The organism is Stenotrophomonas sp. LM091 (genome assembly GCF_001806305.1).
Taxonomy (GTDB): Bacteria; Pseudomonadota; Gammaproteobacteria; order Xanthomonadales; family Xanthomonadaceae; genus Stenotrophomonas; species Stenotrophomonas bentonitica_A.
The window spans coordinates 3,700,458-3,714,628 of record NZ_CP017483.1; the positions used below are offsets into that span (position 1 = coordinate 3,700,458).

Annotated in this window: 15 protein-coding genes; 9 read left to right on the top strand and 6 right to left on the bottom strand. The window is 67.0% G+C overall.

Going from position 1 to position 14,171, the window contains the following annotated elements; all coding sequences use genetic code 11:
• Window positions 1–9 precede the first annotated feature (9 nt).
• Both BIZ42_RS16455 and BIZ42_RS16460 read left to right on the top strand, forming a co-directional pair.
• Entirely contained in the window at window positions 10–1,632 is a 1,623-nt protein-coding gene (locus BIZ42_RS16455) for an FMN-binding glutamate synthase family protein (protein WP_019183355.1), read from the top strand.
• Window positions 1,629–2,108 (top strand): GNAT family N-acetyltransferase, encoded by a 480-nt coding sequence (locus tag BIZ42_RS16460; protein WP_156785767.1) that lies wholly within the window; start codon window positions 1,629–1,631, stop codon window positions 2,106–2,108. The genes BIZ42_RS16455 and BIZ42_RS16460 overlap by 4 nt, the downstream gene beginning before the upstream one ends.
• Before the next feature lie 104 nt (window positions 2,109–2,212).
• Here the strand turns inward: BIZ42_RS16460 and BIZ42_RS16465 are convergent, their stop codons facing one another.
• Complete coding sequence (locus BIZ42_RS16465) at window positions 2,213–3,460, bottom strand: TIGR03862 family flavoprotein (RefSeq protein WP_070427079.1); 1,248 nt, start codon at window positions 3,458–3,460, stop codon at window positions 2,213–2,215.
• A gap of 10 nt (window positions 3,461–3,470) precedes the next feature.
• On the bottom strand, window positions 3,471–3,911 hold the full coding sequence (locus BIZ42_RS16470) for an FKBP-type peptidyl-prolyl cis-trans isomerase (protein ID WP_019183352.1): 441 nt from the start codon (window positions 3,909–3,911) through the stop codon (window positions 3,471–3,473).
• Window positions 3,912–3,978: 67 nt separating this feature from the next.
• Here BIZ42_RS16470 and BIZ42_RS16475 point away from each other — a divergent pair, with 67 nt between their 5' ends.
• From BIZ42_RS16475 to BIZ42_RS16490, 4 genes are all read left to right on the top strand, one after another.
• On the top strand, window positions 3,979–4,344 hold the full coding sequence (locus BIZ42_RS16475; protein ID WP_019183351.1) for a DUF6164 family protein: 366 nt from the start codon (window positions 3,979–3,981) through the stop codon (window positions 4,342–4,344).
• Window positions 4,345–4,393: 49 nt separating this feature from the next.
• Entirely contained in the window at window positions 4,394–5,146 is a 753-nt protein-coding gene (locus BIZ42_RS16480) for a sulfurtransferase (protein WP_046273691.1), read from the top strand.
• Window positions 5,147–5,284: 138 nt separating this feature from the next.
• Window positions 5,285–6,277: an LLM class flavin-dependent oxidoreductase gene (locus BIZ42_RS16485; protein ID WP_070427080.1), complete on the top strand. Its 993-nt coding sequence runs from the start codon at window positions 5,285–5,287 to the stop codon at window positions 6,275–6,277.
• 97 nt (window positions 6,278–6,374) lie between these two features.
• Window positions 6,375–6,884 (top strand): pyridoxamine 5'-phosphate oxidase family protein, encoded by a 510-nt coding sequence (locus BIZ42_RS16490; RefSeq protein WP_070427081.1) that lies wholly within the window; start codon window positions 6,375–6,377, stop codon window positions 6,882–6,884.
• Between the two features lie 98 nt (window positions 6,885–6,982).
• Here BIZ42_RS16490 and BIZ42_RS16495 read toward each other — a convergent pair whose 3' ends face one another.
• Window positions 6,983–7,642, bottom strand: a complete 660-nt coding sequence (locus BIZ42_RS16495) for an exopolysaccharide biosynthesis protein (RefSeq protein WP_019183347.1) — start codon at window positions 7,640–7,642, stop codon at window positions 6,983–6,985.
• Window positions 7,626–8,936, bottom strand: coding sequence for a hemolysin family protein (locus tag BIZ42_RS16500; protein ID WP_026069803.1), 1,311 nt, complete (start codon window positions 8,934–8,936; stop codon window positions 7,626–7,628). Before BIZ42_RS16500 ends, BIZ42_RS16495 begins: the two co-directional genes overlap by 17 nt.
• Window positions 8,937–9,217: 281 nt before the next feature.
• On the opposite strand from BIZ42_RS16500, the gene BIZ42_RS16505 reads away from it, so the two are divergent.
• Together BIZ42_RS16505 and BIZ42_RS16510 are read left to right on the top strand one after the other, a co-directional pair.
• Window positions 9,218–9,844, top strand: coding sequence for a DUF47 family protein (locus BIZ42_RS16505; RefSeq protein WP_019183345.1), 627 nt, complete (start codon window positions 9,218–9,220; stop codon window positions 9,842–9,844).
• Window positions 9,845–9,857: 13 nt separating this feature from the next.
• Window positions 9,858–10,979, top strand: a complete 1,122-nt coding sequence (locus BIZ42_RS16510; protein WP_019183344.1) for an inorganic phosphate transporter — start codon at window positions 9,858–9,860, stop codon at window positions 10,977–10,979.
• 117 nt (window positions 10,980–11,096) lie between these two features.
• Here the strand turns inward: BIZ42_RS16510 and BIZ42_RS16515 are convergent, their stop codons facing one another.
• Both BIZ42_RS16515 and parE read right to left on the bottom strand, forming a co-directional pair.
• Window positions 11,097–11,669: a GNAT family protein gene (locus tag BIZ42_RS16515; protein ID WP_237393524.1), complete on the bottom strand. Its 573-nt coding sequence runs from the start codon at window positions 11,667–11,669 to the stop codon at window positions 11,097–11,099.
• 123 nt (window positions 11,670–11,792) lie between these two features.
• Window positions 11,793–13,682, bottom strand: a complete 1,890-nt coding sequence (gene parE / locus BIZ42_RS16520; RefSeq protein ID WP_046273688.1) for a DNA topoisomerase IV subunit B — start codon at window positions 13,680–13,682, stop codon at window positions 11,793–11,795.
• A 163-nt stretch (window positions 13,683–13,845) separates the two neighbouring features.
• Between parE and BIZ42_RS16525 the strand changes: the two genes are divergently transcribed.
• Entirely contained in the window at window positions 13,846–14,085 is a 240-nt protein-coding gene (locus BIZ42_RS16525; RefSeq protein ID WP_070427082.1) for a hypothetical protein, read from the top strand.
• Window positions 14,086–14,171: the final 86 nt, after the last annotated feature.

Genomic DNA, 14,171 nt, shown 5'->3' on the forward strand with positions numbered 1-14,171 from the left:
AGGAAAGCCATGCACCGCTATCTCGCGTATCTGCTCGCCATCCTGCTGTTCCCGGTCTGCCTGTGGTTGGCCACGATCTGGCCCGCCTGGTACTGGGGCGTGGGGGTGACGGCCCTGCTGGTGGTGCTGGGCACGTGGGACATGCTGCAGAAGCGCAGCACGCTGCGGCGCAACTACCCGGTGATGGCGCACTTCCGCTACGGGCTGGAATCGATCGGGCCGGAGATCCGCCAGTACTTCGTGCAGAGCGATCTGGAAGACGTGCCGTTCTCGCGCCAGCAGCGTGCCCTGATCTACCAGCGCTCCAAGAATGAAATGGACGTGGTGCCATTCGGTACGCTGCGCAGCACGTATGCGGTGGATTACGAATGGATCAACCACTCGCTGGCGCCGACCGAGATCGGCCACCACGATTTCCGCATCCAGATCGGGCCCAACTGTGCCAAGCCGTACTCGGCCAGCGTGTTCAACATCTCTGCGATGAGCTTCGGCTCGTTGTCGGCCAACGCGATCCGCGCACTGAACGAAGGCGCGCGCCGCGGCAGCTTCTACCACGACACCGGCGAAGGGTCGATTTCTCCCTATCACCGCGAAATGGGCGGTGACCTGGTCTGGGAAATCGGCTCGGGCTACTTCGGTTGTCGTGATGAGGCCGGCGGCTTCAGTGAAGAGAAGTTCGTCGCCAACGCGAACCATGATCAGGTCAAGATGATCGAGATCAAGCTCTCGCAGGGCGCCAAGCCTGGTCACGGCGGCGTCTTGCCGGCGGCCAAGGTCAGCGAAGAGATCTCGATCACCCGTGGCGTGCCGATGGGCGTGGATTGCGTGTCGCCCTCCAGGCACAGCGCGTTCAATACCCCGGTCGAGCTGCTGCAGTTCGTCGCGCGGCTGCGCGAGTTGTCCGGCGGCAAGCCGGTCGGCTTCAAGCTGGCCATCGGCCACCCGTGGGAGTGGTTCGGCATTGCCAAGGCGATGCAGGAAACCGGACTGCTGCCGGACTTCATCGTCGTTGACGGCGCCGAGGGCGGGACCGGCGCCGCACCGGCCGAGTTCATCGATCATGTTGGCGTGCCGATGCACGAAGCCCTGCTGCTGGTACACAACACCCTGGTCGGGCTGGACCTGCGCGACCGCATCCGCGTGGGTGCGGCCGGCAAGGTGACCAGCGCGTTCGAGATCGCGCGCACCATCGCGCTGGGCGCGGACTGGTGCAACGCCGGCCGTGGTTTCATGTTCGCGCTGGGCTGCATCCAGTCGTTGAGCTGCCACAGCGACAAGTGCCCGACCGGCATCGCCACCCAGAACCCCAATCGCTGGCGCCACCTGGATGCGGCCGACAAGGCCACGCGCGTGCACAGCTACCACGAGAACACGCTGCGCGCGTTGCGCGACCTGCTGTGCGCGGCCGGCCTCAACGATCCCTCCGAGCTGGGGCCGGAGCACATCCTGCGCCGGGTCTCGCCGGTGGAAATCCGTTCGCTGGCCTCGTTGTATCGCTATCTTGCGCCCGGTGAACTGCTGCGCAAGGTGCCGGACCACGCGGTCTTCCACGATTACTGGGCCGATGCGCGCAGCGACTCGTTCCAGCCACCAGCGCGCATCCAGGCGCTGCGCGCGAGCAAATCGCGATGACGGGCGATCGTGCAGTGCGCTTGCGGGTCGGCCGCGCCGACGAGGCGGACCGGCTGTGGGTACTGCGCACGCGCTGCGTCCGCGAGGTGTGCAGTACGGCGTATCCGCCGGAGGTAATTGCCCCATGGTCGGCCTCGCCGCCGCCGCAACACTACCGCGCGCTGCTCGCCGCCGGTGGCGGTGTGATTGCCGAAGACGCCGAGGGTGCGCTGCTGGGCTATGGCGTGATCGATCTGGCCGGCAACGAGATCGATGCGTTGTTCGTCGATCCCGACTGCGGCGGCCGTGGCATCGGCCTGACCTTGATGCAGGCGATGGAGGCGTTGGCCGACCCTGCGCGGCCGCTGGTGCTCTCGGCCTCGCTCAATGCGGTGCCGTTCTACCAGCGGTGTGGTTTTGAGGCGCTGCGCGAGGAGAGCTACCCGCACCCCAGCGGCGTCGCACTCGCGTCGGTGCGGATGCAGCGCACGCGTTGATGCCGGCCAGTGGCCGGCACTACCCGGATGCCGCGCTGAGCCGCGCCGAGCGCCTGTCAGGGCACGTCACTGGTAGTGCCGGCCGCTGGCCGGCACCTCACGATCTATCCCTGCGCCAGCCAGGCCACCACGCCACGCCCGGCGCGCAGCCCGCTGGCGTAGCACGCCGTCAGAAGGTAGCCGCCGGTCGGTGCTTCCCAGTCCAGCATCTCGCCCGCACAGAACGTGCCCGGCCGTGCGCGCAGCATCAACTGCGCATCCAATGCCTCCAGGCGCACGCCACCGGCGGTGCTGATGACTTCATCGATCGGACGCGGTCGTTCCAGGGCCAGTGGCAGCCGCTTGAGCGCGTGCGCGATCTGCGCCAGCGGCAGCTGCCCGGCCTCGCGGCCCAGCACCTCGAACAGCAGGGCCGACTTCACCCCGCCCAGCCCGAGCTGGCGACGCAGGACCTCGCCGAAACTGCGGCCCTGGCGCGGCTTGCCCAGCTTCTCCAGCACCTGCGCTTCGGTCTGGCCCGGCAGCAGATCCAGCTGCAGTTCCACCTGGCCGTCGCGGGCCAGGCTGTCGCGCAGATCGGCCGACAGCGCGTAGATCAGGCTGCCTTCGATGCCGGTCGCCGTGATCACGCACTCGCCCTGCAGTGAGCGCGGTTCGCCCTTCAGGTCGGTCCAGTGCGCCACCACCGGCTTGAGCGGGGCGCCGGCCTGGCGTTCGCTGAAGTAGGGCGTCCAACCGATGTCGAAGCCACAGTTGGCTGGCTGCAGCGGGGCGATGTCGATGCCGGTGGCGACCATCGGCGCCACCCACGCGCCATCCGAGCCCAGTTCCGGCCAGCTGCCGCCGCCGAGCGCGAACACTACCGCGTCGGCCGTCACCGTCGTTTCGCCATCGGGCGTCTGGAAGCGCAGCGCGCCCGCGTCATCCCAGCCGGTCCAGCGATGCTGCACGTGGAAGCGCACGCCCTGTTCCTTCAGCCGGCGCACCCAGCCGCGCAGCAGCGGCGCGGCCTTGCGGTCCACCGGGAACACACGGCCGGAACTGCCCACGTAGGTCTCCACGCCGAAGTCCAACGCCCAGGCGCGCAGCGCCTCGGCATTGAAATCGGCCAGCCACCCGCCCACCGCCTCCGCGCGCTCGCGGTAGCGCGAAACGAACACGTCAGGCGCGTCGGAGTGGGTCAGGTTGAGGCCGCCTTTGCCGGCGATCAGGAACTTGCGACCGGGCGAGCCCTTGGCCTCGTACAGATCGACGGCGTGGCCGGCAGCGCGCACGGTTTCAGCCGCCATCAGGCCGGCGGGGCCGCCGCCGATGATCGCGACCCGGCGTGGGGTGGTCAGGGCAGTGCTCATGCAGGCAGGATCAACGCGGCTTGACGTCGAGCAGCTCGACATCGAACACCAGCGAGGAGTTCGGCGCGATCGGGCCGGCGCGACGGGCGCCATAGCCGTACTCGGCCGGAATCATCAGCGTGCGCTTGCCGCCCACCTTCATGCCGGCGAAGCCTTCGTCCCAGCCCTTGATGACCTGGCCCTGGCCCAGGTCGAAGCTGAAGGGCTCGCCACGGTCCACCGAGCTGTCGAACTTGTCACCGTGCTTGTCGGCGGTGCGCTCGTCGTAGATCCACCCGGTGTAGTGCACCGTGACCTTGCTGCCCGGCGTGGCCTCGGCGCCGGTGCCCGGCTGGGTGTCGATCTTCTCGAACTGCGCGATGCTGCCACCGGGCGGCGGGCCGGGCGGGGTGCAGGCGGCCAGCAGCGACAGCATCAGGGGGGCGAGCAGGTAACGCGGCAGACGGCGCATGGGCGGGCTCCGGATCCAAAAAACGGGGACGCAAGGGTAGCGCATCGCCGGGCGCTATCATGGGCGCATGTCGAAACTGCTGCTCAACCTGCGCAATGTCGCGGACGATGAAATCCAGGATGTCACCGCCCTGCTGGACAAGGCGGGCATTGCCCATTACCGCACCGAGCCCAGCCCGTGGGGCATCTCCTTCGGCGGCATCTGGGTGCGCGACAACGAGGATCACCCGCGGGCCAAGGCCTTGATGGCCGACTACCAGCAGGCGCGCGGTGAGCGCGTGCGCGGCGAGCGTGAGGCCGCGCTGCGCGAGGGCACGGCCGAGACCTTCGGCAGCCTGATCCGGCGCCGCCCGGTGTTCGTGGTCACGGTGCTGGTCGGGATGGCCGTCGCCGCCGCCCTGGTGCTGCTGCCGTTCGTGCTGCTGCGCGGCTGATTCCGGCGCGGCTCAGGCGTCGCGGCCGCCCAGCGGCTAAAATAACGGGATGATCGCCAATACCGCCGCCTACCACTTCACCCCCGTCGCCGACCCGGACGCGCTGTGCGCGACCCTGCTGGAGCGGGCCACCGCCGCGCAGCTGCGCGGCACGATCCTGGTAGCGGGCGAGGGCATCAACCTGTTCCTGGCCGGGGCAGAGCAGGCAATCGATGGCTTCTACACCGCCCTGCGGGCCGATGCCCGGTTTGCCGGGCTGCGGGTAAAGACCAGCTACAGCCACATGCAGCCCTTTGCCCGGCTCAAGGCCAAGGTCAAGCCGGAGATCATCAGCTTCCGCATCGACGACGGCCAGCCGCTGGCCTACCCGCGCGCCCCGTCGATCGACCCGGCCACGGTGCAGCGCTGGCTGCGCCAGGGGCATGACGACGCCGGCAAGCCGGTGGTGATGCTGGACACCCGCAACACCCAGGAGATCGAGTACGGCACCTTCCAGGACGCGCTGGTGCTGCCGATCACCAAGTTCACCGATCTGCCCGATGCGCTGGCCCCGCACCGTGAGGCGCTCAAGGACAGCACCGTGGTCAGCTTCTGCACCGGCGGCATCCGCTGCGAGAAGGCGGCCCTGTGGATGCGCAATGACGGCATGGACAACGTGCTTCAGCTGGACGGCGGCATCCTGGGCTATTTCGAGGCCGTGGGCGGCGAGGGCTATGACGGCCGCTGCTTCGTCTTCGACGAGCGCGTGGCGCTGGACGCGGCCCTGCAGCCGCTCGTGGACCAGGACGCCGACGCCGCCTGAGCCGCCTTCACGGCGTTGATTGTCCTGAATCGTCGCGAGACGGAAATCAGCGTCTTGCCACCCGTGCCTTGTGGGTGGTGGCAAACCGCGCGGACAGCCCCATCTCAGTGAGATATCTCCTGGTTGGAACGAGCATTCATGATGCAGCTGTCGATTCTTGATCTGGCGCCGGTCTGCGAAGGCAGCGACACCACGCAGGCCTTCGCCAACATGCTGGACCTGGCCCAGCACGCCGAAGGCTGGGGTTTCCACCGCTATTGGCTGGCCGAGCACCACAACATGCCCGGCATCGCCAGCGCCGCCACTGCCGTGCTGATCGGCCATGTGGCCGGGGGCACCAAGCGCATCCGTGTCGGTGCCGGCGGCATCATGCTGCCCAACCACTCGCCGCTGCAGGTGGCCGAGCAGTTCGGCACGCTGGCTTCGCTGTACCCGGACCGCATCGATCTGGGCCTGGGCCGCGCGCCGGGCACCGACCAGCCGACCGCCCGCGCACTGCGCCGCTACTTCGACAGCGCCGACCAGTTCCCGCAGGACGTGCGCGAGCTGCTGCATTACTTCGAACCGGCCCAGAAGAGCCAGGCCGTGCGCGCCGTGCCCGGCGCCGGCATTCCGGTGCCGGTGTGGCTGCTGGGCTCGAGCCTGTTCAGTGCGCGCCTGTCGGCGGCGATGGGCCTGCCGTTCGCCTTCGCCTCGCACTTCGCCCCCGACGCGATGGATGAAGCCTTGGCGGTCTACCGCCGCGAATTCCGTGCCTCGCAGTATCTGCAGGCGCCGTATGCGGTGCTGGGCCTGAACGTGGTGGCCAGCGATTCGGAAGCTGACGCCAAGCGGCTGTTCACTACCCAGCAGCAGAGTTTCGTCAATCTGCGCCGTGGCCTGCCGGGCCTGATTCCGCCGCCGATCGACGACATCGAAGCGTTCTGGCAGCCGCACGAAAAGGCCGGCGTGCAGAACGCGCTGGCCTGCGCAGTGGTCGGTGACGTGAAGCAGGTGCAGGAAGGGCTGGCCGCGTTCGTGGCGCGGCACAAGCCTGACGAAGTGCTGGTCACCGCCAACATCTACGACCATGCCGCGCGCAAGCGCTCGTTCGGCCTGGCGATGCAGGCATGGCGCGCACTGCAGGCGTAATCCACACGGCGCATGCGAAGAAGGTGTGACCGCGCGGTTCACGTCGCCGTAGCCGCCGATCGGCTGTGATGGTGGCTCCCCTTGCAGGAGCCACCCCATGGCCGAACACGATCGTCAGCAGCACATCAAACAACTGGCCGAACTGATCCGCGGCGTCGATATCGCGATGTTCACCACGGTCGGTGCGGACGGACGCTTGTTCAGTCGTCCGCTGGGCACGCAGGAAGTCGAGTTCGATGGCGACCTGTGGTTCGCCACCGGCGCCGACAGCCCGAAGATCGCGGAAATCACCGCCAACCCGCGCGTCAACGTGGCCTACGCCTCACCCTCGGGCAATACCTATGTCTCGGTCTCGGGCATCGCCCGTGTCGTGAACGATCGGGCCAAGATCGACGAACTCTGGTCGCCGGCGATGAAGATCTTCTTCCCGGGCGGCAAGGACGACCCGAACCTGCGCCTGGTCCACGTCAGCGCCGAATCGGCCGAATACTGGGATGGCCCGGGTGGCCTGCTCGGCAAGGCCCTGTATTTCGTGCTGTCGGCCGTGACCGATGACCCGGGCGCGATGTCCGACACCGGCACGGTGGATCTCAAGCCCGGCGCGTAACCGGGCTCACAGGGCCGGCCCTGCGCCGGCCATTGTGGTGCTGAAGCCGGCCGCGGGGTCGGCTTTTTTCATGGCGCGTCGCGTGAAGGGGGGCGGCCTCAGCCGAACCAGCGTTGGAACAGGTCCACCGTGTAGCCCACCAGGTGGCCCGAACTGAAGCCGAAGAACAGCACGGCAGCCACCGCCCCGACCCAGTTGACCAGCATCAGCACGCCGTCGCGTTCCAGCAGCGCCAGCGCGAACAGCAGCAACTGGAAGCCGAACAGATAGTTGGTGAGCGGGATCGGCAGCGACAACAGCACGCCGATCAGGATCAGCAGCAGGCCGCTGAATGCATGGGCGGGCAGCGGCACCAGCAGTCCGGCCATCCGCGGTTTTAGCAGGCGGTCCAAGCGCCGCAGTGGGCCGTCGATGCGCTCCAGGAAGCGATGCATGGTGCCGCGCTTGGGCCCACGGTTGCGGATGAAGCCCGGCAGCCACGGCCGGCGCATGCCGCACAGCATCTGCGCACCGATCAGGACCACCAGCGGCCCACTGACCGCGCCGCCGATCCCGGGAATCGGAATGAAGGCCGGCAGGATCGCCACGAACAGGAACACACCGAACGCGCTCTGCTGCAGATCCTGCAGGATCTGGCCCAGCAGCAGCCGTTCCTCCGGGTCACCGTGGTCGAACATCGCCAGGAGGGTACGGATACCCTCGTTGCGGTACTGCGGCCGCGTCGGATCCGGCGGCGTCGGCTCAGCCGGTGATGTCATCGGTTTCGTCTTCGCTCAGGGTGCGCAGCAGCAGCTTGTCGACACGTGCACCGTCGAGATCGACGATCTCGATGCGCCAGCCGGCCCAATCGAAGTACTCGCCCGCATGCGGGATGCGGCCGAAATAATGGATGCACATGCCGGCCAGCGTGTAGTAATCGCCATCGTCGGCATCGGGCAGCTCAGCGTTGCCCATCAGTTCGCGCAGGTCCTCGATCGACAGCGAGCCATCGACCAGGAACGAGCCGTCCTCACGGGTCACGACCAGTGCGTCCTCGTCCACGTTCTCCACCGACTGCAGGCGGCCGACCACCGCGCCCATCAGGTCGCTGATGGTGACCAGGCCCTGGATCTCGCCGTACTCGTCCACCACCAGTGCCATCGACTGCTGCTCCTCGCGGAAGATCTCCAGCAGCTTCATCGCGTGGGTGGACTCGGAGACGTACAGCGGCTCGCGCAGGTTCTGGAACAGCGAATGGTCATCGCGCACCAGGCGCGTCACCAGGCTTTTGACTTCCAGCACCCCGACGATGTCCTGGTCGTTGTCGCGGAACACCGGGTAACGGGAGAACTCGTTCTCGCGCATGGTGGCGATGTTCTTCTCCGGCGCGGCCTGCGTATCCAGCCAGGCGATCCGGTTGCGCGGGGTCATCAGGCTGTCGGCGGTGCGGTCGCCCAGGCGCATGACGCGGTTCATCATGTCGCGCTCGTGGGCGTCGATCACGCCGGCTTCGTGGCTCTCGGCCACCAGCATGCGGATCTCTTCTTCGGTGACCGAGGCGGCCTCATCCTTGCCCAGGCCGAGCACGCGCAGCACCAGCCGGGTGCTGTGCGAGAGCAGCCACACGAACGGGAAAGCGATCCGGGACAGCCAGCCCATCGGCCAGGCGACCAGCCCGGCGATGTCTTCCGAACGGGTGATGGCCAGTCGTTTGGGGACCAGTTCACCGAAGATCAGCGTCAGGAAGGTGATCAGGGCAACCGCCAGCGCCTTGCCCACTTCACTGGAGTAGGCGAAGGCCGGGACGATGCCGTGCAGCCACTCGGCGATGGCCAGGCCGATCGCCTCACCGCCGAACACACCGGTCAGGATGCCGATCAGGGTGATGCCGATCTGGACCGTGGACAGGAAGCTCTCGGGCTTTTCAGACAGTTCAAGCGCGCGCTCGGCGCGTTTGCTGGTGGCGGCCATCTGCTTGAGGCGGCTCTTGCGCGAAGTCATGACCGACATTTCGGACATGGCGAAGAAGCCGTTGAGCAGGATCAGGGCAAGGACGATAAGCAGTTCAAACACGGGCTTCATCCCCGGTTGGTGGCAGGGAGGGCGTGTTCAAGCGATGTCGGCTACCGGAGGGCGCGTAAGCGCGGCGGTGCGGCGGGGGTAAGGGTCGTCGTCCATAGAGTGCACCCGAAGGTGCCCGCGCATCTTAACAAAAGGCCGGGGCAGGGATGCAATCAGGGTCGTTCAGGCAGGGCCGTGGGAGCGTGAAGATGACAGGGAGTACCCGGATTGGACATCAAACCGTCATAATTCCGCCCGGTGCCGTCCTTCCTCGACGGCGAATAGGTTTCTCAATGTTCTCTCTGCAGACCATTTTTGGCTCCGGCAAACAGTTCTACACCCTGCTGGACGAGGCTGCCCAGGCCGCCCAGGACAGCGCCAAGGCGCTGCACGCGATGCTGCGCGAAGCGGACCGCCAGCCGGCGCTGGACGCCTTCAAGCTGGCCCGCCTGCGCGAGCGCGCCGCCTCGGACAAGATCAGCCAGGCGCTGGTCGACAGCTTCATGACCCCGATCGAGCGCGAAGACATCGAAGCGCTGGGCTCGGCGCTGTACAAGATTCCCAAGCAGATCGAGAAGTTCGCCGATCGCTATTCGCTGGCCACCCAGCACCTGGAACACATCGATTTCGCGCCCCGCGCGGCGATGCTGGAGCAGGCCGCCAGCGTGGTGGTGGAGATGGTGGGCGACCTGCGCCACATGAACCTGGACCGGATGACCGCGCTCAACGAGAAGCTGCGCTCGCTGGAGAACGAAGCCGACCGCCTGATGCTCGAGCTGTACCGCGACATCTATTCCGGCCGCCTGGACAGCCTGCAGATGTTCCTGCTCAAGGAGTTCTTCGAGATCCTGGAGAAGGCCATCGATCGTTGCCGCGAGGCCGGCGTGGTCGCCTACCAGATCGTCTTGAAGAACAGCTGACGGACGCCACAGCATGCTGACCCTTGTCCTGGTGGTGATCCTGGCCGCGCTCGTTTTCGAGTTCATCAACGGCTTCCACGATACCGCCAACTCCATCGCCACCGTGGTGGCGACCAAAGTGCTCTCGCCCGGCTGGGCGGTGATGCTCGCCGCGTTCATGAACTTGATCGGCGCGCTGACGGGCACCGCCGTCGCGCTGACCATCGCCTCGGGCCTGCTCAACACCAACGTGGTCGATGTGACCCCGCAGGTGATCCTGTGCGCGCTGCTGGGCGGCATCATCTGGAACCTGATCACGTGGTGGAAGGGACTGCCGTCCTCGTCCTCGCACGCCCTGATCGGCGGCCTGTGCGGCGCCGGCCTGGCCGCGGCCCATAACAACTGGGACGCGCTGATCTGGTCCGAGCGCATCGGCACCTGGGCCCAGAACAAGGGCCTGCTGTGGAAGGTGTTCCTGCCGATGATCACCTCGCCGATCGCCGGCTTCCTGCTCGGCATCGCGGTGATGCTGCTGCTGTGGGCGATCATCGCGGGCATGGCCAAGGTCGGCGGGTTCATCGGCCGGCTGGCGCGCCCGCGCATCGTCAATGCGTTCTTCGGCAAGGCCCAGATCGCCTCGGCGGCCTACATGGGCTTCGCCCACGGCCACAACGATGCGCAGAAGACCATGGGCATCATCGCCATGACGCTGATCGGTGCCGAAGCCACCGGTGCCCTGAACGACCTGCCGTCCTGGCTGGCCTTCATGCACCCGGACGCGAGCGCCGGCGACGGCATCGCCATGTGGATCGTGCTGACCTGCGCCGTGGTGATGGCCGCCGGTACCGCCTCGGGCGGCTGGAAGATCATCAAGACCCTGGGCCACAAGATGGTCAAGCTGCACCCGATCCACGGCTTCGCCGCGGAAACCAGCTCGGCCACCATCCTGACCCTGGCCGCGCACTTCGGTATGCCGGTCTCGACCACCCACAGCATCTCCACCGCGATCATGGGCGTGGGCTTCGCCAAGAACCCGCGTTCGCTGCGCTTCGGCGTGATCGAGCGCATCGTGTGGGCGTGGATCCTGACGATCCCGGCCGCCGGCGGTTGTGCGTACCTGATCCTGCGCCTGTTCGAACTGTTCGGCTGGGCCTGACCGGTCCGCACGGTTGAACATCGAAAAGCCCGCCGCAAGGCGGGCTTTTTCGTGGAAGGGAGCGTGCCGGACGGGGCGGGGCGAGGCCGGTACACGCAGGATGGCGCCGCGCCCGTTCTAACGCGGCGCCGGGTCGGCCCGATCCTGCCACTGGCGTGCCAGCAGGCCGTAGACGGCTGAATCGGAGACCTCGCCGGCAACCCGCCAGCGCTCCCGCAGCAATCCTTCGCGTTGGAACCCGATCCGCTCCAGCACCTTCGCCGAAGGGACGTTGCGCGGATCGATCTCCGCTTCCAGCCGACGCATGCGCAGTTCATCAAGCAGGTAGGCCGTGAACCGTGACAGCGCCTCGTGCATGTAGCCCTTGCCCTGTGCCGACGGCGCCAGGTGATACCCGATCTCCGCGCGCCTGGACGTCTCGTCGATCGCGAACACGACCACGATGCCCAGCAGCGGTCCGTCCACGTGCTCACGGATCGCCAGTTTCAGTTGCGTGCCTGCCTCCAGCGCGGCGAGATCGTCGAGGATCTGTACGTAGGCCTGCTTGAGGTCGGTCCACGCCGGATGGTTCCAGTAGCGCATGCCCGCACGGTCGGACTGGATCGAGAACAAGGCCTGCGCGTCCGTGGCGCGGATCGGTGTCAGCACCAGGCGCGTGGTTTCCAGCATCAGGGTCGGGTCGAACGGCATGCGGGTTCCTGCCAAGGCGGTGACGCCACGGTAATCCTTCCCGCTGCATGCATCCATGCCTGGTGGCACAGGCAAGAAAAAACCCGCCGGAAGGCGGGTTCTTTCAGTACCACACGAGGCGGATCAGACCTCCAGCGAAGCCAGGTCGCCCTTCTTTTCCAGCCAGCCCTTGCGGTCGCTGGCGCGCTTCTTGGCCAGCAGCATGTCCATCAGCGAATGGGTCTGCTCGCCATCATCGATGGTCAGCTGCACCAGGCGACGGGTATCGGGATGGATGGTGGACTCGCGCAGCTGCTGCGGGTTCATTTCACCCAGGCCCTTGAAACGGGTCACGCTGACCTGGCCCTTGATCTTCTCGCGTTCGATCTTGTCCAGCATCGTGCGCTTCTCTTCCTCGTCCAGGGCGTAGAACACCTGCTTGCCCACGTCGACACGGAACAGCGGCGGCATCGCCACGAACACGTGGCCGGCATCGACCAGTGCCGGGAAGTGCTTGAGGAACAACGCGGTCAGCAGGGTCGCGATGTGCAGGCCGTCCGAGTCGGCGTCGGCCAGGATGACGACCTTGCCGTAGCGCAGCCCGGCGATGTCTTCCTTGCCCGGGTCGCAGCCGATCGCGATGGCCAGGTTGTGCACTTCCTCGGAGGCCAGCACGCTGCCCGAGGATACTTCCCAGGTGTTGAGGATCTTGCCGCGCAGCGGCAGGATCGCCTGGAAGTCCTTGTCACGCGCCTGCTTGGCGCTGCCGCCGGCGGAGTCGCCTTCGACCAGGAACAGCTCGGTGCGCGACAGGTCCTGGCTGATGCAGTCGGCCAGCTTGCCGGGCAGGGCAGGCCCCTGGGTGACCTTCTTGCGGGTCACCAGCTTTTCGGTCTTCAGGCGCGCACTGGCGCGCTCGATGGCCAGCTGGGCGATCTGCTCGCCCAATGCGACGTTCTGGTTCAGCAGCAGGCTGAAGGCATCGTGCGCGGCGCCTTCAACGAAGCCGGCGGCCTGGCGCGAGGACAGGCGTTCCTTGGTCTGGCCGCTGAACTGCGGGTCGGTCATCTTCAGCGACAGCACGAACGACACGCGGTCCCAGACGTCTTCCGGGGCCAGCTTGACGCCACGCGGCAGCAGGTTGCGGAAGTCGCAGAACTCGCGCAGCGCCTCGGTCAGGCCGGTGCGCAGGCCGTTGGCGTGGGTGCCGTGCTGGGCGGTCGGGATCAGGTTGACGTAGCTTTCCTGGACCAGCTCGCCTTCGGGGATCCAGGCCAGGGCCCAGTCCACCACCTCGTTTTCTTTCTTCAGGTGGCCCACGAACAGGTCGGCCGGCAGCATCTCGCGCTCGCCGAGCTCGGCCTTGAGGTAATCGCTCAGGCCGTCTTCGTAGTACCAGGTGTCCTGCTCGCCAGTGGCTTCGTCGTGGAGCTTCACGGTCAGGCCCGGGCACAGCACGGCCTTGGCACGCAGCAGGTGGCGCAGCGCGCGCAGGTTGTACTTGGGCGTGTCGAAGTACTTCGGGTCGGCCCAGAAGCGCACGCGGGTACCGGTGTTCTTCTTGCCGACGCTGCCGACCACTTCCAGCGGGGTGGCGCGGTCGCCGTTGCGGAAGGTGATGCGGTGTTCGCTGCCGTCGCGCTTGATATGCACTTCGACCAGGGTGGACAACGCGTTGACCACGCTCACGCCAACGCCATGCAGGCCGCCGGAGAAGGTGTAGTTCTTGTTGTTGAACTTGCCGCCCGCGTGCAGGCGGGTCAGGATCAGTTCGACGCCGGGGATCTTCTCCTCGGGGTGGATGTCCACGGGCATGCCGCGGCCGTCATCGCTGACCTCGCAGCTGCCGTCCTTGAACAGCGTGACTTCGACCGTGTGGGCATGCCCGGCCAGGGCTTCGTCGACGGCATTGTCGATGACTTCCTGCGCCAGATGGTTCGGGCGCGCGGTGTCGGTGTACATGCCGGGGCGGCGCTTGACCGGGTCCAGGCCGGACAGGACTTCAATATCGGCGGCGTTATAGCGGGCGTTCATCTGTCTTCATAAAGCGCAATGCGACGGCGAAGTTTGCGGTCTGGACGGGTTTTTTGCACGCCACACGTTCAGGGGGCGGCCGACCGGGGCGCGATAGACTGTGCTGGATGGGAAACCGGAGCCTCCGGCGTCCCATTCCATGCCATACCGCGAGGAGCACCCCATGAAGAAGTTGCTGACCATCGTTGCCATCGCCGCCGCCGTGGTGGCCGTGCCCATGGCACTGGCGCAGAACGCCGGACAGGGCCAGCCCACGCCGCAGCAGGGCGAACAGGCCGACAGGGCGCAGGCCGAGGCGGACGCCAAGGCCAAGCGCCGCGCGGCCGCCACGGCCGAAATGAAGGCCAGGGGCGAGCAGGCCCCGCAGAAGGAGGAAGAGGAAGAAGCGCGGAAGAAGCGCTGATTCCTGTTGTCTGATTACCGACGCCCCGGCCTGGCCGGGGCGTTTTTTATGTGAAGACCGGCATCCGCCCCTTGGGCTGGAGGCCG